This is a genomic window from Slackia equolifaciens, assembly GCF_003725995.1.
Taxonomy (GTDB): Bacteria; Actinomycetota; Coriobacteriia; order Coriobacteriales; family Eggerthellaceae; genus Slackia; species Slackia equolifaciens.
In genome coordinates this window covers 193,175-210,585 of the sequence record NZ_QIBX01000002.1, presented here as the reverse complement: position 1 = coordinate 210,585, position 17,411 = coordinate 193,175, and the positions used below count along the sequence as shown (strand labels likewise).

Here is a 17,411-nt window from a genome sequence, read left to right as displayed (position 1 = left end):
CGCGCGGATTTGCCGCCTTGGTAGGCCGTCGGCCGCGCGCGGTTTGAGCACATTTCGCATCAGCATCGGAGGGATTCACGTTGAAGCTGGTCGTTACCGAGAAGAACATTGCGGCGCAAAAGATCGCCGACTTGTTGGGAGTGGGCAAGCCCAAGGCCGACAAGGTATACAACACGCCCGTCTATCGCTTTGAGCGCGCCGGCGAGGAATGGGTGACCATCGGTTTGCGTGGCCATATCCTCGAACCCGACTTCATGCCGTCCATTGTGTACAGCAAGAAGGACGGTTGGCAGGGCGTCAACGCCGAAGGAGAGGTGCGTCCGGCCAACATTCCCGATTTTCTACCTAAGCCGCCGTTCAAGACCAAGCGCAAGCCTTTCACGGCCGACGGCGTGCAGATGGGTGCTTGGAAGATGGATGCGCTGCCGTATCTGGCCTATGCCCCTATCGAGAAGCTCCCTAAAGAGAAGGACATCATCCGCAGTCTGAAAAACCTCGCCAAGAAGGCGGATGACATCATCATAGCCACCGACTTCGATCGCGAGGGCGAGCTCATCGGATCCGACGCCTTGAGCTGCATCAAGGAGGTCAACACGACCGCTCCCGTGTCGCGTGCGCGCTATTCCGCCATCACCAAGGAGGAGATTACGCATGCGTTCACCAATCTGGTGGCGCTGGATGAGAACCTTGCCCAGGCGGGCGAGAGCCGCCAGGACATCGACCTCATCTGGGGCGCGGTGCTTACGCGTTATCTCACCATCGTGAAATTCGCGGGCTATGGCAACGTGCGCAGCTCCGGTCGCGTGCAAACCCCCACGCTCGCGCTCATCGTGGCGCGCGAGCGCGAGCGCATGGCGTTCGTGCCCGAGGATTATTGGGTCATCAAGGCGGGCTTTGCGCATAACGCCGACGAGTTCGAGGCCACACATGCCACGGCGCGTTTCAAGAGCGAAGCCGAGGCGAATGCCGTTATGGCGCACGTGGAAGGCGCGACGAAGGGTACCGTAACCTCAATAGAGAAGCGCAAGCGCACCGTGGCGGCCCCCGTGCCGTTCAACACCACATCGCTTATGGCCGCCGCAGCAGCCGAGGGCCTTTCTCCTGCGCGCACCATGCGTATCGCCGAAAGCTTGTACATGGATGGCTACATCAGCTATCCCCGTGTTGACAACACCGTGTATCCCGAATCGCTGGATTTGGCGGGTACGGTCAAGCGCCTGTCCGATGTGCCGGCGTATCGCCCGTACTGCCAAGAGCTGCTCAAAAAGGGAACGCTCACGGCTACGCGCGGCAAGAAGGAGACCACCGACCATCCGCCCATTCATCCCACCGCTGCGGCCGATCCCGATAAACTGGGCGGCCCGGAGTGGAAGCTCTACAACCTGATCGCCCGTCGCTTCCTCGCCACGCTTTCCGACGCGGCGGTGGTGGAGGGCACCAAGGTCACGGTGGATGTGAACGGCGAGCCGTTCGTCACGCGCGGCGACGTGCTGGTGAAGCCGGGCTTCCGCGCGATCTATCCCTATGGTCTCAAGAAGGACGAGCAGCTTCCCGCGCTCGACGAGGGCATGACGGTAGACTTTAAGGGCGCCACGTGCACCAAGAAGCAGACCGAGCCGCCGGCGCGCTATAGCCAGGGCAAGCTCATCCAGGAGATGGAGCGTCTGGGGCTTGGTACTAAGGCCACGCGACATGCGATTATAGAACGTCTATACACTGTAAAGTACATTCAAAACGACCCCATCGAGCCTAGTCAGCTGGGGATTGCAGTATGCGATGCGCTGGGTCGTTTCGCACCGCAAATCACTACGCCCGATATGACGGCAACGCTCGAAGAGGACATGGACGGCATCGCCAACGGCACCAAGACGCGCCGTGAGGTGGTGGATCTGTCGCGCGATATTCTGAATGACGTTCTGCGCGAGCTCCTGCCGCATTCCGAAGAGGTCAAGGAGGCGCTGTCAGACGCCGTGGCCGCCGACGCGTATGTGGGCCCGTGCCCCAAGTGCGGCAAGGATCTGCAACTGCGCGCCTCCTCCAAGACGCGTTCTATGTTCATCGGCTGCGCCGGCTGGCCCGACTGCGATGTGACCTATCCTTTGCCCAAGGGCAAGATCGAGGCGGTGGAGGAGAAGTGCCCCACTTGCGGCATGCCGCAGATCAAGGTGACAGCCTTCCGCTCCAAGCCGCGCATCATGTGCATCGATCCCAACTGTCCCACCAACCAGGAACCCGATGTGGTGGTGGGCACGTGCCCCACGTGCGCTGCCAAGGGGCTGAACAAGAAGCTGATCGCGTCCAAGAACCCGCGCACTTTGAAGCGCTTCATCCGCTGCGAAAACTACGATGAGTGCAACACCAGTTACCCGCTGCCTCAGTACGGCGAGCTTATCGCCACCGAGGAAGTGTGCGAGCACTGCGGCGCGCCCATGGTGGTGGTGAAAACGGCGCGTGGCCCGTGGAAGCTGTGCCCCAATTTCAACTGCCCCGGCAAGGAAAAAGAGGCTGAAGAGAAAGAGGCCAAGGCTGCTGCGAAGAAGGGCGGTTCCAAGGCGAAGTCCGCGACCGCTAAGAAGGCTAGTTCGAAGAAGGCTACTGCAAAATAATAAGGGGGCGTCATGACCGATCCGCGCAAAGAGGCGTTTGCCGCAACCGCGAAAACCATCATCAAGCAGCTCGAGCGCCGCAACATGGAAGGCTATTTCTGCGAGAGCTCCCAGGAGGCCGTCGACTTGGTGAGGTCGCTTGTGCCGCAGGGGTCGTCCATCGGCTGGGGCGGCACGGTCACCTTCGAGCAGACGGGCGTGAAGGCCATGCTCCAAGCGGGGGATTACCGCCTGCTCGATCGCTCCACGGTGGCTGCCGGCGATGCCGAGGGCCTGCGCGACATGTATCTGAAGCATCTCGGCGCCGATTGCTTCTTTATGAGCGCAAATGCCATCACGCGTGCCGGCGAGCTGGTGAATATCGACGGTAACTCTAACCGTCTGGCCTGCCTACTCTACGGTCCGCGCCAGGTCATCGTGCTCGTGGGCATGAACAAGGTGGTGGAGGATGTAGATGCAGGCGTGAAGCGTATCCGAACCATGTCCTGCCCGCCCAACGCCACGCGTCTGCATGCGGGAACGCCCTGCGAGCGCATCGGGGTATGCGGCAACTGCCACGACGAGGGCTGTATGTGCTGCAACATCGTCGTCACGCGTCACAACCGCCACGCCGGTCGCATCAAGGTGATTCTTATCGCGGAGGATTTGGGCTTCTAGTTTCAGTATTTCGCACGTATCGAAGTGGGACGCTGCGCCGTTTGCATGAAAACTGCCATGTGCGGTTTCGGAGTTCGAAACTGGTCTTAAATGCAAAAGGAGTTCAATACTGCTCCTGAATGCAGTCCAACTGCGCGAAATGCGAGTATTGAACTCTATTGAGCTGGTTGCTGAAATGAGCGCCTCTCGTCATCTGGTCTTTAGCGTTCTAAGCCGTATCGAAAGTTGAAAAAATCGAGCGAAAGAGTTCAATACTTGTCTCGAACGATAATCGACTACGCAAGAAGCAAGTATTGAACTCTCTTCTCGCTATTGGCTGATGCGCGAAGGTTTTAAGGCGCCTCATGATTCCGGACTTTTATGATTCCGAGACGACCTCTTCGCGGCTCCATCGCCTCTGCCGGCTTCTTGATCCCGAAACCTTCATTAGTTTGGAGCCTTCGCGAGCTTGGAACCTTCGCGAGCTTGGAGCAGGATGCTCGTTGTTGCAGATGTTATTGGCTTAATCGCTTTGCTGCCTCGAATGCGGCAAAGGCGCCCATGGCGAGCACGGGGTCGATTACGGGAAGCCCCACCGCTTCTTCGAGTTCGCTCGCGATGCCTATGGTGGCCATGCCGGTGCAGCCGAGCGCGATGACCTCGGAGCCGAGCCTTCTCAGGAGTCGCGCGCCCTCGATGCATGCCGTGCGGCCTTCGGGCGTTTGCAGGTCGAGCGTCGAATGCACGCCATGCGGGCGGATGTTGGCAATTAGGCATCCGTTGCCCGCTGTTTGCGTCGTATTTTCATCGGCAATGCGCGCTCCGTTTTCGTCAAAGAGCGGCTCTCCTAGCATGCGGATGTACGCCTTGGGCGCCACGTCTGTGATGCCGAGCACGCCCACTCGTCTGCCGTATCTGAGCGCCATCGCGCAGGCGGCCTCTCCGGCGCCAATCACAGGGGTGCGCGGCAGGGCGGCGCGAATCTCGGGCGCTCCCGGGTCTTCGGCGCAACTCACCAGGATGGCGTCTTTGCTTGCGAACGCCTCGCGTGCCAGGTCGACGATCTTCGGCACGGCAGCCAACTCCATTTCATGCGAATGGATGCCTTCGGGCTGGCCGGGAATGCAACGGCTCTCCACGCTAAGGAATGGATATGCCGCCTCGAGAAGCCGACCGTGTGCTCCAAGGCCAGGCTCGTCGCAGGTGATCACACGAATAAGGCCGAGTTTGAAACGGTGGTTCATTGCGGGGTCTCCTTCCCGGGCGTCGAATTTGTCCGCGATGATTTCGCGCCTCTCTGCAAATGATGCGAGCGCCATGTGCGCCGTCCGGCATCTGCGGTCTTGCTGCCCAGGCCCCATGCGCGCCGTCTAGCGCCTGCGGTCCCGCTGCCCAAGCCCCATGCGCATCCGTTGCGTAGGCTTTTCGCATCGCACGATCCATCGGCGTCGCCGTACTCCCATCATTATAAATGTAATGGAAAGGAGCCTATCGTCTCTTTGCTATGTGCGCAATGGGATATCCTGCCGGGAAATCAAACGCAGCGCATGCAGCGCGGTGCGTGCGCTGCGGTAGCAAAAACCGGTTGCGGCGCGCAATCTCGATGGATGGAAGATCGGTGGGCCTTGCGCTGGAGCCGCAAGACGGCCGGGTCTACGCGCCGCGCAAGAGTGAACGGGGGAGGGCAATGGCCAAAGTCAGTATCATCGGCGCGGGAAACGTGGGCGCTACGGCGGCATCGCATATCGCGGCATTGGGGCTTGCGGATGTCGTGCTGCTCGATATCAACGAGGGCATCGCGCGCGGCAAGGCGCTCGACATGATGCACATGTGCTCGGTGCTCGATTCGGGGCTCAAGGTGCGCGGTGCATCCGATTACGCCGATACCGCCGAAAGTGACGTGGTGGTGATAACCGCCGGGATCGCGCGCAAGCCCGGCATGACGCGCGAAGACCTGCTTGCCACCAACGCGAGCATCATGACCTCATCTGTGCGGCAGGCAATCGCGCTCAGCCCCAACGCCATCGTCATCTGCGTGAGCAACCCGCTCAACGTGACCACCTATCTGGCTTGCAGCCACGCCGGCATTCCCGCCTCGCGCGTGATCGGCATGGGCGGCAGGCTCGATTGCGCGCGCCTCAAGTTCGCCATCTGCGAAAAGCTCGGCGTTCATCCCAGCCGTGTGGAGGCTTGGGTACTCGGCAATCATGGGCAGGGAATGGTGTGCCTGCCGCGTATTTGCACGGTTGACGGCAAGCCGCTTGCCAGCGTGATGAGCGCCGAGGACATCCGCGAAGCGTGCGAGCGTGCCTGCAACTCCGGCATCGAGATTGTGGACCTGCTCCAAACGGGCTCGTCGTTCTATGGCCCCGCGGCAGGCATCTTTTATATGGTTGAGGCCATTTTGCGCGATACGGGCGTGGAGATGACCGCATGCGTGAAGCTTGACGGCGAATACGGCATACATGATATGTGCATGAATGTGCCCGTGGTGCTCGGCCGCGAAGGTGTGCGAGAGATCATCGAGCTCGATTTGAACGCGGAGGAGCTTTCCGAGCTTCAATCGTCCGCGGAAGACCTTAAAAGCATGTTGGCAACGTTGTAGCAGACCTTAGGGCGTTGGCAGCTTTGCGGGGCAATGGACAAGGGCTGGTTCGCAATCGAAAGAGGCAGATGGGCCAATGTTGCTTCGAAATTGCTAAAGACGAAAGCTAGTCACATTGGTCTTGGCGTTGGCATTGGCCTCGGCCTCGGCATTGGAATTGGCGTTGGCATTGGGCCCGGCCTCGGAATTGGCCCTTGCCTTGCCTTTGCCTCGGCTGAGTCCCGCAATGCTGAAAAACTCACGTTTAGCGAGAATCAGACCTCCTTATGCTGAAAAAGTCGCGTTTAGCGAGGGCCTCTCTCGCATGTTGCCGCATCCGTTCGATATGCCATTGCGACGCCATTCGTTCCATCAGGCATTATGCCGATGCACTGCGGCGAATGCCAAGGAATCAGAGCTTGAATCGTTTGGGCGGGAACGCTAAACGCGTCTTTTTCAGCGGGCGTTCCGCCCGCCGGTTCCAACGTCGGGCGCTCGCCCCTCCTAAATCCGCACATCTTGTGAAGACAAAACAATCCTTGCATCGGCCCATATCGGCCTTTATAATGTCGTATTTGCGTCTGGCGGTGTATGGATACACCCGGACGCGTGGAAACGGAGTCGAGGGCGCACACTCCTCGATAAGCGCCTCATTCGGCAATCGTTTCCCAGTAGGTAAGGGGAGTTCCTGGTACGTGCATGGAGTGGCACGCGAGCAGGGCTCCAAGGAAGAAAGGTTGTTTGATGGGAATCAAGCAATACAAGCCGACCAGCCCGGGTCGCCGCTTCCAGACGGTTTCGGATTTCTCCGAGATCACCCGAAGCACCCCGGAAAAGTCGCTGCTTGCGCCGCTTAACAAGAAAGCGGGTCGCAACAACTATGGCCGTATCACCACGCGTCATCAGGGTGGCGGCACCAAGCGCCGTTACCGCATCATCGACTTCAAGCGCAACAAGGACGGCGTGCCCGCCAAGGTCGCGACCATCGAGTACGATCCCAATCGTTCCGCCCGCATCGCGCTTCTGCACTACGTCGACGGCGAGAAGCGCTACATCCTTCATCCCAAGGGCCTGAAGGTGGGCGACATGGTGGTTTCCGGCTCTGACGCCGACATCAAGCCCGGCAATGCGCTGCCCCTGGCCGACATCCCCGTGGGTACTCTGATCCACGCTGTGGAGCTCCAGCCTGGCAAGGGCGCCGCTCTGGCTCGTTCCGCCGGCACCTCCATCCAGCTGATGGGCAAGGAGGGCAAGTACGCCATCCTGCGTATGCCTTCCTCCGAAATGCGCCGCGTGCTGCTCACCTGCCGCGCCACTGTGGGCGAGGTTGGAAACGCGGAGCACTCCAACATCAAGATCGGTAAGGCCGGTCGTAACCGTTGGAAGGGCATCCGTCCCTCCGTCCGCGGTACCGTCATGAACCCGGTCGACCATCCGCACGGCGGTGGCGAGGGCAAGAACAAGTCCGCTGGTCGTCATCCCGTCACTCCGTGGGGCGTTCCCACCAAGGGCCATCGCACCCGCAATCCCAAGAAGGCGTCGAGCCGCCTGATCATCCGTCGCCGCAAGACCAAGTAAGCGACTTAAACGTTAAGGAGTAACTGTGAGCAGAAGTTTGAAGAAAGGTCCTTTCGTTGAGCCGCGTCTCCTCGGTCGCATCGCTGCGATGAACGCTGCCGGCGAAAAGAACGTCATCAAGACGTGGTCCCGCTCTTCGACCATCTTCCCGGAAATGGTGGGTCACACCATCGCCGTGCATGACGGTCGCAAGCATGTGCCCGTCTACATCACCGAGTCCATGGTCGGTCACAAGCTGGGCGAGTTCGCCCCCACCCGTACGTTCAAGGGTCATGCCGACAAGCGCAAGAAGTAAGGAGGTAAGCACACATGGAAGCAAAAGCTGTCGCTAAGTACGTGCGTGTGAGCCCCCGCAAGGCACGCATGGTCGTCGACCTCATCCGCGGCAAGAAGGTTGAATCCGCTCGTGAGATTCTGCGCTTCTCTGACCGCGCCGTCGCCGAGGTCGTGGAGAAGGTTCTGAACTCCGCCGTTGCCAACGCGGAGCACAACCATCACATGAGCACCCGCAACCTGGTCGTCAAGGCCACCTATGTCGACGAGGGTCCCACTCTCAAGCGCATTCGTCCGCGTGCTAAGGGCTCCGCTTCGCGCATCCGCAAGCGTTCCAGCCACATCACCGTCATCGTTGCGCCGCGAGAGGAGGCATAAAGCATGGGTCAGAAAGTAATGCCCACCGGCTTCCGCCTCGGTATCACCGAAGACTGGCGCAGCCGCTGGTACGCAGACAAGGACTACGCCAAGAACCTGGCGAACGACCTTGAGATCCGCAAGTTCCTGAACAAGCAGCTGGCTAAGGCTGCCGTCGCCAAGATCGAGATCGAGCGTGCTGGCGATAAGGTGAAGGTCATCATCACCACCGCCCGCCCCGGCGTCGTGATCGGCAAGAAGGGCGCCGAGATTGAGGCTCTTCGCAAGAAGCTCGCCAAGGTCGTCGGTGGCCCCGTGAACATCGAGGTCGTCGAGGTCAAGCGCCCCGAGCTCGATGCCACGCTGGTTGCCCAGTCTGTCGCCGAGCAGCTCGAGGGTCGTGTGGCGTTCCGCCGCGCGATGCGCAAGGCTGTCCAGTCCGCCCGCAAGTCTGGCGCCCTGGGCATCCGTATTCAGTGTGCCGGCCGTCTGGGTGGCGCCGAGATGAGCCGCCGCGAGTGGTATCGCGAGGGTCGCGTGCCTCTGCACACCCTGCGCGCCAAGATCGACTACGGCTTCTCCACCGCCGCCACCACCATGGGCTCCATCGGCGTCAAGGTGTGGATTTACCACGGCGAAAAGCTTCCTGGCGGCAAGACTCCTCAGCCCGCTCTGGAAGGCAGCTCCCGTCCGTCCCGCGGTCGCCGCAATAACGACCGCCACGACCGCTAAGAAAGGGGTGCTCAGCAATGCTAGCTCCTAAGCGCGTACGTCACCGCAAGGTGCAACGTGGCTCCATGAAGGGTCGTGCCAAGGGCTACACCAAGCTCAACCACGGCTCCTGGGGCATTCAGGCCCAAGAGGCCCACTGGATCACGAACCGCCAGATTGAGGCTGCTCGTGTCGCTATGACCCGTTACATGAAGCGTGGCGGTAAGGTGTGGATCACCATCTTCCCCGACAAGCCGATCACGCAGAAGCCTGCCGAAACCCGTATGGGTTCCGGTAAGGGCAACCCCGAGGCGTGGGTTGCCGTCGTGAAGCCGGGCCGCATCATGTTCGAGATCGACGGCGTTGACGAGGCTACCGCCAAGGAAGCCCTGCGTCTGGCCATCAATAAGCTGCCCATCAAGTGCAAGATCGTTTCCAAGGAAACGGAGGTGGCTGAATAATGAAGGCCGTCGAGATTCGTGAACTTTCCTCTGACGACTTGACCGCGAAGCTCAAAGAGGCTCGCGCCGAGCTGTTCAACCTGCGTTTCCAGATGGCCACCAGCCAGCTGGACAACACCGCTCGCGTGAAGCAGGTCAAGAAGGACATCGCGCGTCTTCTGACCGAGCAGCGCGCCCGTGAGATCGCCGCTTCCGGCGCACAGAAGTAAGGATTAGGTGGGAAATATGAGTGAAGTGACCCGTAACTCCCGCAAGGTCCGTCAGGGCGTCGTCGTGAGCGCGGCCAATGACAAGACCATTGTGGTGAAGACCGAAGAGCGTAAGCCGCACCCCGTGTACGGCAAGATGATGACCACCAGCAAGAAGTTCCATGCGCACGACGAGAACAACGAGTGCGGCGTGGGCGACACCGTGGTCATCATGGAGACCCGTCCGCTGTCTAAGATGAAGCGCTGGCGCCTCGTCGAGATCGTGGAGAAGGCCAAGTAATCTCGCTGCAGGTTGAGATAGTATCGGAAGGATTGCACAATGATTCAGATGCAAACCATGCTGAACGTTGCCGACAATTCCGGCGCACGCAAGGTGCAGTGCATCAAGGTCCTCGGCGGCTCCAAGCGCCGCTACGCTGGCCTCGGTGACGTCATCATCTGCAGCGTCAAGGAAGCTATGCCGAACGGCAACGTCAAGAAGGGCGACGTCGTGCGTTGCGTCGTCGTGCGCGTGAAGAAGCAGGTCCGTCGCAACGACGGTAGCTACATCCGCTTCGATCAGAACGCCGCTGTCCTGATCGACAACTCCGGCGCTCCCAAGGGCACCCGTATCTTCGGGCCTGTTGCCCGCGAGCTGCGCGACAAGAAGTACATGAAGATCGTGTCTCTGGCACCTGAAACGCTGTAAGGGAGGTGCGAGACATGAAGATGAACGTCAAGAAGGGCGATAAGGTCGAGGTCATCGCCGGCAAGGACAAGGGCAAGCAGGGCGTTATCCTGCGTAGCCTTCCGCAGAAGCAGCGCGTTGTCGTTGAGGGCTGCGGCATCGTGAAGAAGGCCATGCGCCCCACGCAGCAGAATCCGCAGGGCGGAATCATGAGCGTGGAGGCCCCCATTCACGTGTCCAACGTGATGCTGGTGTGCCCCAAGTGCGGCAAGCCCACCCGCGTGTCCAACAAGCGCGTGGACGGCACGAAGATTCGCGTTTGCAAGAAGTGCGGCGCCGATATCGACGAGCCCAAGAAGAAATAAATGTACTTTGTGAGCGGGGGTTTCAAAATCCCCGCTTACTTGGTAGAATGACCCTCCCTGTGTGTTTTCACGCAGGTGTAGGGACGCGGGGTCGGAAATCCTGCGTTTAATTCATCGGTTAGGAGAAAATACAAGATGGCTACTCCTCGTTTGAAGGAAAAGTACACCACCGAAATCGTCGCCAAGCTCGAGAAAGAGCTTGCCATTGACAACATCAACAAGGTTCCCCGCCTTGAGAAGATCGTCGTGAACATGGGCGTGGGCGAGGCCGCTCACGATTCCAAGCAGCTCGACGCCGCCATGGCCGACCTGCGCGTGATCACGGGCCAGCAGCCCTGCGCCACGCGCGCCAAGAAGTCCATCGCTGGCTTCCACATTCGCCAGGGCCAGGCAATCGGCTGCAAGGTCACCCTTCGCGGCGACCGCATGTGGGAGTTCCTGGACCGCCTGCTGTCCACGGCTCTACCCCGCGTGCGCGACTTCCGCGGCATCTCGCCGAAGTCCTTCGACGGCCGCGGCAACTACACCCTCGGCATCACCGAACAGCTGATCTTCCCCGAGATCGAGTACGACAAGATCGATCGTACCCGCGGTATGGACATCACGTTCGTTACCACCGCTGACAACAACGAGGATGCCAAGGCCCTTCTGGACGCCCTTGGATTCCCGTTCAAGAAGTAGGCGTCCCACTGATTTTGGTTTCTACTCGATTGCCGTCGAGTGAAGAAATAGGAAAGAAGGAAAAGCATGGCAAAAAAGTCGATGATCGCCAAGGCGAAGCGCGAGCCGAAGTTCTCGACTCGCAAGTACACCCGTTGCACTCGCTGCGGCCGTCCGCACTCTGTGTATCGCAAGTTCGGACTCTGCCGCGTGTGCCTGCGTGAACTCGCTAACAAAGGCGAACTGCCCGGCGTGACCAAGGCTTCCTGGTAAGCTAGAAGTTGCGTCCATGTGCCGGTCGGTAAGGCGCACGCGCTAAGGGCGCCATTGCGTACCTCCGATCGCGCTCATCACGAACCAAAGGAGAAACAACACATGAGCATGAACGATCCCATCGCAGATATGCTTACGCGCGTGCGTAATGCTAACTCTGCCGGTAAGGCTACGGTTTCCATGCCGTCTTCCAAGAAGCTTACCGAAATCGCCCGCATCATGACCGAAGAGGGCTATGTCCAGGGCTTCGAGATCATCCCGAACCAGCCTCGTGACATCCTCGAGATCACGCTGAAGTACGGCGAGAAGAAGTCCAAGGTCATCCGCGGCATCAAGCGCATCTCCAAGCCTGGTCTGCGCATCTATGCCGGCAAGGACGAGCTGCCCCGCGTGCTGGGCGGCCTGGGCACCGCCATCGTGTCCACGTCCAAGGGCGTTATGACCGACCGCGACGCCCGCAAGGCCGGCGTCGGCGGCGAAGTGATCGCGTACATCTGGTAGGAAAGGAAGGAGCTAGATATGTCTCGTATCGGTAAGCACCCCATTCCGGTTCCTGCCGGAGTCGAAGTGTCCATCGAGGGCAACCACATCCACGTCAAGGGCCCCAAGGGCGAGCTCGATTACGACTTCAACACTCTGATGACTGTCGTGCTCGAGGACGGCCAGATTGTGGTGACCCGTCCCGATGATTCCCGTCAGGCTAAGAGCTTCCACGGTCTGACCCGTACCCTCATCGCCAACATGGTCGAGGGCGTGTCCAACGGCTTCCAGAAGAAGCTCGAGCTCGTGGGCGTCGGCTATCGCGCCGCTCTCAAGGGTTCCAACCTCGAGATGCAGTTGGGCTATTCTCACCCCGTCATCGTGGAGCCCCCCGCGGGCATCACGTTCGAGGTGCCTGATCAGACCCACATCGTCGTGAACGGCGCCGACAAGCAGCAGGTGGGCGAGACCGCCGCTGTCATCCGCAAGTGGCGCAAGCCTGAGCCTTACAAGGGCAAGGGCATCCGCTACGAGGGCGAAGTTGTCCGCCGCAAGCTGGGCAAGGCCGCCAAGGGCGACAAGTAGCTTAAAGGCGTGAAGGGATTTTTACGATGAAGAAACTCATGAAGAAGCAAGCTGCGCTGGCTCGTCGCCATCGTCGCGTGCGCGGTAAGATTTCCGGTACCGCCGCTCGTCCGAGGCTTTGCGTCACGCGCTCCAACTCTAACATCTACGTTCAGTTCGTGGACGACGTAGCCGGCAAGACCCTGCTGGGCGTGAGCACGCTCGGCCCGGACTTCAAGGCAACCGGCAAGTCCGGCGCTAACGTCGAGGGCGCTGCTGCCTTCGGCAAGATCGCTGGCGAGAAGGCTCTGGCCGCCGGTATCACCGAGATCGTGTTCGACCGTGGCGGTAACCTGTACCATGGCCGCGTCAAGGCGCTGGCCGAGGCCGCTCGCGAAGCCGGTCTGAAGTTCTAGGAAGGGATAGGACATTTATGGCTCCTCGTAAAGAAGAAAAGAATCAGTCCGCCGTTCCTGAGCTTCAGGAGCGCGTGGTCTACATCAACCGCGTTTCCAAGGTCGTCAAGGGCGGCCGCCGCTTCGCTCTGACTGCGCTCGTGGTCGTGGGCGACGGCAATGGTCGTGTTGGCGTTGGCATGGGCAAGAGCCAGGAAGTGCCTATTGCCATCAAGAAGGGCATCGAAGACGCTAAGAAGAACATGTTCACCGTGCCTCTGACCGAAGGCAAGACCCTGCCTCACGAGATCATGGGCGAGTTCGGTGCGGGCCGCGTGTTCCTGAAGCCTGCTGCCCCTGGTACCGGCGTTATCGCCGGTGGCCCGGTTCGTGCTCTGATGGAGCTCGCCGGTGTCGAGAACGTGTTCGGTAAGTCTCTGGGCTCCGACAACGCGATGAACATCGTCAAGGCCGCCGCTGAGGGCCTCAAGGGCCTCTCCAGCGCCAATGAAGTGGCTGCTCGCCGCAACATGAGCGTTGGCGAGATCTACGGCTGGTCCGAGAAGAAGGAGGCTTAAACCATGGCTGAGGCTAAGACCCTCCACATCACCCAGACCCGTTCCGCCATCGGTCGCAAGGCCGATCAGGGCAAGACCCTGAAGGCTCTGGGCCTTGGCAAGATTGGCCGCACCGTCGATCAGCCGGACAATCCGTCCATCCGTGGCATGATCTTCAAGGTCAAACACCTCGTCGAGGTTGTGGAAGACTAATTATTGAGGCCGTCCAATGGGCGGCCTCTTTTCATGTACAAGCTTGCGCCGGCTACAGTGCCGGCGTTTTTTGTTTGCATCAAATCGTATCATGGCAAAGGGGAGGGGATTGTGGCGGGGAGGGGAGCAGAGAGAGGCGAAACGCAGCGCTGCTGTTTGAGCAGGGATGGGGCTACAAAGCGGTTTCGACCGGGTTGGGTATCAATCGGCAGGCGGTTCGCGATTGGATGTACGCCTGGAAAGCGATCGGCACCGAGCAGTGTTGCATTTGCAGCAGTAGGCATATCGCATATTCCAGCGAGGTGAAGCTAGCCGCTGTGCGCGACCGGCTCAACGGCATCGCAACCGTGGACGTGATGGAGCGTTATGGGATTACGAACCGCAACATCGTGAAGCGCTGGATGCGCGAGTTTCGAGCCCGTGGGGAGGCGGCGTTCGAAAGCAGAGATGAAAGCATGAAATCCTAAAAAATCTCGCCCTTGAGGCGGGATTTTCTTGTATCATTGCAAAGCTTGCGTTTTAAGGGGCGAAGTGCGTCCTGGCGCAAGCAGGCAATTTGAGTTGGCCGACGAGCGAGCTGTCGGCTGAGGCGGGGAAATTCCTCGTCCGAAAAAAGCGAAAGGAAATGAAACATGGAACTCAAGGATCTCGTTCCCGCAGAGGGCTCTACCAAGAAGCGCAAGCGCGTCGGTCGCGGCAATGGTTCTGGCTACGGCAAGACCGCCGGCCGTGGTATGAACGGTCAGAAGTCTCGTGCCGGTGGCGGCAAGCGCAATGGCTTCGAGGGCGGCCAGACTCCTCTGGCTATGCGTCTGCCTAAGCTGCCTGGCTTCCGCAACCCCAACCGCGTCGAGTACGCTCCCGTGAACGTTTCCCGTCTCGACCTCAGGTTCGAGGCCGGTGCCGTGGTTGACCATCAGGCTCTGGTGGATGCCGGCATCATCAAGAACGTCGACGTGCTGGTGAAGGTGCTGGGCGACGGCGAAATCACCAAGCCCTTGACCGTGAAGGTCGATAAGGTTTCTGCTAGCGCCGCGGCGAAGATCGAAGCGGCCGGAGGAAAGGTCGAGCAGCCTTGCTAACGTCGATCATCGAAGCCTTCAAGGTGCCGGAGCTTCGCAAGAAGATCCTGTTCACCTTGGGCATCCTGGCGCTGTACCGCCTGGGTGCGGGCATTCCGGTGCCGGGCATTCCGTTTAATGAATTCGCCAACGCATTTGCCGACAGCGGCGCCAGCATGGTGATGTTGGACCTGTTCACCGGCGGCGCGTTGTCCAACTTCTCGGTGTTCTCGCTGGGCATCATGCCCTACATCACCGCGTCGATCATCATGCAGCTCATGCAGGGCGTCATTCCCGCTGTGGGCCGCTGGGCGCGTGAGGGCGAGACGGGTCGCCGCAAGATCACCCAGATCACCCGCTACCTGACGCTGGTTCTGGGCTTGATCAACGCCATCGGCTACCTGTTCCTGTTCAAGAGCAGCGCCTATGGCGTGGTGTTCTCCGATCAGGTGCCCGAGATGGTGACCAACGTGATCGTGGTGTTCTCACTTCTGGTGGGTACGGCGCTCATCATGTGGATGGGAGAGCTCATCACGCAGCGTGGCGTGGGCAACGGCATGTCGCTGATCATCTTCACGTCCATCGTGTCGCAGGTTCCCGGTGCCATCTTCTCGTCCCTCAACCTGACGGGTGACTTCGGCATGGGCCTGGCGGTGACCGCGCTGATCATCATCGTGGTGCTTGCCTGCGTCCCTGCGATCATCTTCATGGAGCGCGCGCAGCGCCGCATCCCGGTGAACTACGCCAAGCGCATCCAGGGTCGTCGCATGATGGGCGGTCAGACCACCTACATTCCGCTGAAGGTGAACGCTGCGGGCGTTATTCCCATCATCTTCGCGAGCTGCCTTCTGTACTTCCCGGCGCAGCTTGCGGCGCTGTTCAACGTGGGTTGGCTCACCGCTGCGGCTGACGCTATCAGCCAGGGCTGGATCAACTGGATTCTCACCCTGGTGCTGATCGTGTTCTTTGCGTACTTCTACACCTCCATGGTGTTCAACCCCGAGGAGACGAGCGACAACCTGCGCAAGCAGGGCGGCTTCATCCCCGGCGTGCGTCCTGGCTCCGCCACCACGCAGTACATCAAGAACGTGATCAATCGCATCACGCTCCCGGGCGGCCTCTACATCGCACTTATCGCGGTCATCCCGTCCATCCTGTTCAGCTTCACCGGCAATCAGCTCATTTCGGCGTTTGGCGGCACCTCCATTCTGATTATGATCGGCGTTGCCCTTGACACCATGAGCAAGATTGAAAGTCAGCTCAAGATGCACAATTACGAAGGCTTCTTCAAGTAGTGATTGCGCCGTCCTATCCGGACGGCGCTTTTTCGTTTGAGGCGCTACAACGCTGCAAGGCCGTCGGGCACCCCATCCAGCCGCGCTGGCGTGAGCTCACGTACCAAAGTACGCTACGCTCGCCCCATCACGTCTGCCTGGGGCACCGGACGGCCTTTCGCTGTTATTTATGCGAATGCAGGCAGGCGCGGACGAGACTTTGCCATCTCTGCGCTCGTTCATCTTATAATGCTTGAGATCATTTGCTGTGACACTGAAAGGGGCATCCATGGGAATGCTCGAGGGGAAGACCGTCGTACTGGGCGTGTCTGGAAGCATTTCGGCCTATAAGTCTGCCAATCTGGCATCGCTTCTGATGAAGCAGGGCGCGCGCGTGCGCGTGGTCATGACGGAGGCGGCCACTAAGTTCATCTCTGATCTGACGTTCGAGGCTCTTACGCATGAAAAGGTGCCCGTGGGTTTTGCTCCCGAGGCGGTTGCCGCGGCTCGCGAGGCGGGCGAGGGTGCCGACGCCATCATCGTGGCGCCTCTTTCGGCGAATACGGCTGCGCGCTTGACGCTGGGCATGTCCGACGACGCGGTGTGCGCCGCCGTGCAGGCCTCGAGCTGTCCCGTGCTGGTTTCTCCCGCCATGAACTCCAATATGCTCGCCAACGCGGCCACTCAAGCCAATCTGGATACACTTGCGGCGCGGGGCATAACGGTGATTCCCTCGGCGTCGGGCGTGCTTGCGTGCGGCGCGGTGGGAGCGGGCAAGCTTCCCCCCGAAACAACGCTGCGCGACTACGTGATTTACGCCTGCGCGGGCAAAAAGGACCTTAAAGGCAAGCGCGTTCTTGTGACCGCCGGGCCCACGCAGGAATCCGTCGATCCGGTGCGCTACATCACCAACCATTCCACGGGTCGTATGGGCTTCGCCATCGCAAAGCGTGCGGCTATGCGCGGTGCGAACGTGACGCTTGTGGCCGGTAAGGTCAATCTTGAGACCCCGCTTGGGGTCGAGCGCGTGGACATCGTGAGCGCGCAGGACATGTTCGGGGCCGTGACCTCGCGCGCGTCCGAATGCGATGCCATTGTCAAGGCCGCCGCGGTTGCGGACTATCGCCCCAAGACCGTTGCGTCTGACAAGGTGAAGAAGAAGGATGGCGACATGGCGATCGAGCTGGAGCGCACGCAGGATATTCTCGCGTGGCTCGGAGCGCATCGCATACCTGGCCAGCGGCTGTGCGGCTTCTCCATGGAGACGCGTGACGTGTTGGAGAACTCCCGCGCAAAGCTCGGCCGCAAGAACGTGGACATGATTTGCGCGAATTGCCTTAAAGAGGACGGCTCCGGCTTTGGCACCGCCACCAATCATCTGACGCTCATCACGCGCCACGGCGAGGTGGATCTGCCCCTTATGGACAAAGAGGAAGCGGCAGACAGGCTGCTAACCGAGCTTTTCTCGATTGAGCCCCTGGCGTAGC

The 17,411-nt window shown here is 60.2% G+C and carries 24 protein-coding genes; 23 read left to right on the top strand and 1 reads right to left on the bottom strand.

Going from position 1 to position 17,411, the window contains the following annotated elements; genetic code table 11:
* Window positions 1-80: 80 nt before the first annotated feature.
* Together DMP06_RS02785 and DMP06_RS02780 are read left to right on the top strand one after the other, a co-directional pair.
* Window positions 81-2,606: a DNA topoisomerase I gene (locus tag DMP06_RS02785; protein WP_123208214.1), complete on the top strand. Its 2,526-nt coding sequence runs from the start codon at window positions 81-83 to the stop codon at window positions 2,604-2,606.
* A 12-nt stretch (window positions 2,607-2,618) separates the two neighbouring features.
* Entirely contained in the window at window positions 2,619-3,263 is a 645-nt protein-coding gene (locus DMP06_RS02780) for a lactate utilization protein (RefSeq protein ID WP_123208213.1), read from the top strand.
* Between the two features lie 494 nt (window positions 3,264-3,757).
* On the opposite strand, the gene DMP06_RS02775 is transcribed toward DMP06_RS02780, so the two are convergent.
* On the bottom strand, window positions 3,758-4,486 hold the full coding sequence (locus DMP06_RS02775) for an aspartate/glutamate racemase family protein (protein ID WP_123208246.1): 729 nt from the start codon (window positions 4,484-4,486) through the stop codon (window positions 3,758-3,760).
* 443 nt (window positions 4,487-4,929) lie between these two features.
* Between DMP06_RS02775 and DMP06_RS02770 the strand changes: the two genes are divergently transcribed.
* The 21 genes from DMP06_RS02770 (at window position 4,930) to coaBC (ending at window position 17,410) form a co-directional block, all read left to right on the top strand.
* The gene (locus tag DMP06_RS02770) at window positions 4,930-5,847 is read left to right on the top strand and encodes a malate dehydrogenase (RefSeq protein ID WP_123208212.1); all 918 of its coding nucleotides are present in this window, start codon (window positions 4,930-4,932) and stop codon (window positions 5,845-5,847) included.
* Between the two features lie 723 nt (window positions 5,848-6,570).
* Window positions 6,571-7,404 carry a 50S ribosomal protein L2 gene (gene rplB, locus DMP06_RS02765; RefSeq protein WP_123208211.1) on the top strand — a complete coding sequence of 278 codons (834 nt, stop codon included), beginning with the start codon at window positions 6,571-6,573 and terminating at the stop codon, window positions 7,402-7,404.
* A gap of 25 nt (window positions 7,405-7,429) precedes the next feature.
* Window positions 7,430-7,699, top strand: a complete 270-nt coding sequence (rpsS, locus tag DMP06_RS02760; protein ID WP_123208210.1) for a 30S ribosomal protein S19 — start codon at window positions 7,430-7,432, stop codon at window positions 7,697-7,699.
* Window positions 7,700-7,713: 14 nt separating this feature from the next.
* The gene (gene rplV / locus DMP06_RS02755) at window positions 7,714-8,055 is read left to right on the top strand and encodes a 50S ribosomal protein L22 (RefSeq protein WP_123208209.1); all 342 of its coding nucleotides are present in this window, start codon (window positions 7,714-7,716) and stop codon (window positions 8,053-8,055) included.
* A gap of 3 nt (window positions 8,056-8,058) precedes the next feature.
* The gene (gene rpsC, locus DMP06_RS02750; RefSeq protein WP_123208208.1) at window positions 8,059-8,766 is read left to right on the top strand and encodes a 30S ribosomal protein S3; all 708 of its coding nucleotides are present in this window, start codon (window positions 8,059-8,061) and stop codon (window positions 8,764-8,766) included.
* Between the two features lie 17 nt (window positions 8,767-8,783).
* Window positions 8,784-9,206, top strand: a complete 423-nt coding sequence (rplP, locus tag DMP06_RS02745) for a 50S ribosomal protein L16 (protein ID WP_123208207.1) — start codon at window positions 8,784-8,786, stop codon at window positions 9,204-9,206.
* Entirely contained in the window at window positions 9,206-9,415 is a 210-nt protein-coding gene (gene rpmC / locus DMP06_RS02740) for a 50S ribosomal protein L29 (protein ID WP_123208206.1), read from the top strand. Before rplP ends, rpmC begins: the two co-directional genes overlap by 1 nt.
* Before the next feature lie 16 nt (window positions 9,416-9,431).
* Window positions 9,432-9,695, top strand: coding sequence for a 30S ribosomal protein S17 (gene rpsQ / locus DMP06_RS02735; protein ID WP_123208205.1), 264 nt, complete (start codon window positions 9,432-9,434; stop codon window positions 9,693-9,695).
* Window positions 9,696-9,734: 39 nt separating this feature from the next.
* Window positions 9,735-10,103 (top strand): 50S ribosomal protein L14, encoded by a 369-nt coding sequence (gene rplN, locus DMP06_RS02730; RefSeq protein ID WP_123208204.1) that lies wholly within the window; start codon window positions 9,735-9,737, stop codon window positions 10,101-10,103.
* Window positions 10,104-10,117: 14 nt separating this feature from the next.
* Window positions 10,118-10,447, top strand: a complete 330-nt coding sequence (gene rplX / locus DMP06_RS02725) for a 50S ribosomal protein L24 (protein WP_452586044.1) — start codon at window positions 10,118-10,120, stop codon at window positions 10,445-10,447.
* A gap of 135 nt (window positions 10,448-10,582) precedes the next feature.
* Window positions 10,583-11,128, top strand: coding sequence for a 50S ribosomal protein L5 (gene rplE, locus DMP06_RS02720; protein WP_123208203.1), 546 nt, complete (start codon window positions 10,583-10,585; stop codon window positions 11,126-11,128).
* Between the two features lie 66 nt (window positions 11,129-11,194).
* Entirely contained in the window at window positions 11,195-11,380 is a 186-nt protein-coding gene (locus tag DMP06_RS02715; RefSeq protein ID WP_123208202.1) for a type Z 30S ribosomal protein S14, read from the top strand.
* A gap of 102 nt (window positions 11,381-11,482) precedes the next feature.
* The gene (rpsH, locus tag DMP06_RS02710) at window positions 11,483-11,881 is read left to right on the top strand and encodes a 30S ribosomal protein S8 (protein ID WP_123208201.1); all 399 of its coding nucleotides are present in this window, start codon (window positions 11,483-11,485) and stop codon (window positions 11,879-11,881) included.
* 18 nt (window positions 11,882-11,899) lie between these two features.
* Window positions 11,900-12,445, top strand: a complete 546-nt coding sequence (gene rplF, locus DMP06_RS02705) for a 50S ribosomal protein L6 (protein ID WP_123208200.1) — start codon at window positions 11,900-11,902, stop codon at window positions 12,443-12,445.
* Window positions 12,446-12,471: 26 nt separating this feature from the next.
* Complete coding sequence (gene rplR, locus DMP06_RS02700; RefSeq protein ID WP_123208199.1) at window positions 12,472-12,840, top strand: 50S ribosomal protein L18; 369 nt, start codon at window positions 12,472-12,474, stop codon at window positions 12,838-12,840.
* Between the two features lie 17 nt (window positions 12,841-12,857).
* A complete protein-coding gene (rpsE, locus tag DMP06_RS02695; RefSeq protein WP_123208198.1) occupies window positions 12,858-13,397 on the top strand; it encodes a 30S ribosomal protein S5 in 540 nt (179 codons plus the stop codon).
* A 3-nt stretch (window positions 13,398-13,400) separates the two neighbouring features.
* A complete protein-coding gene (rpmD, locus tag DMP06_RS02690; RefSeq protein WP_123208197.1) occupies window positions 13,401-13,589 on the top strand; it encodes a 50S ribosomal protein L30 in 189 nt (62 codons plus the stop codon).
* A 74-nt stretch (window positions 13,590-13,663) separates the two neighbouring features.
* Entirely contained in the window at window positions 13,664-14,056 is a 393-nt protein-coding gene (locus tag DMP06_RS02685; protein WP_220092528.1) for a helix-turn-helix domain-containing protein, read from the top strand.
* Window positions 14,057-14,221: 165 nt separating this feature from the next.
* Window positions 14,222-14,671: a 50S ribosomal protein L15 gene (gene rplO / locus DMP06_RS02680; protein ID WP_123208195.1), complete on the top strand. Its 450-nt coding sequence runs from the start codon at window positions 14,222-14,224 to the stop codon at window positions 14,669-14,671.
* The gene (gene secY, locus DMP06_RS02675; RefSeq protein WP_123208194.1) at window positions 14,665-15,945 is read left to right on the top strand and encodes a preprotein translocase subunit SecY; all 1,281 of its coding nucleotides are present in this window, start codon (window positions 14,665-14,667) and stop codon (window positions 15,943-15,945) included. The genes rplO and secY overlap by 7 nt, the downstream gene beginning before the upstream one ends.
* A gap of 268 nt (window positions 15,946-16,213) precedes the next feature.
* Complete coding sequence (coaBC, locus tag DMP06_RS02670; RefSeq protein WP_245962342.1) at window positions 16,214-17,410, top strand: bifunctional phosphopantothenoylcysteine decarboxylase/phosphopantothenate--cysteine ligase CoaBC; 1,197 nt, start codon at window positions 16,214-16,216, stop codon at window positions 17,408-17,410.
* Window position 17,411 lies beyond the last annotated feature (1 nt).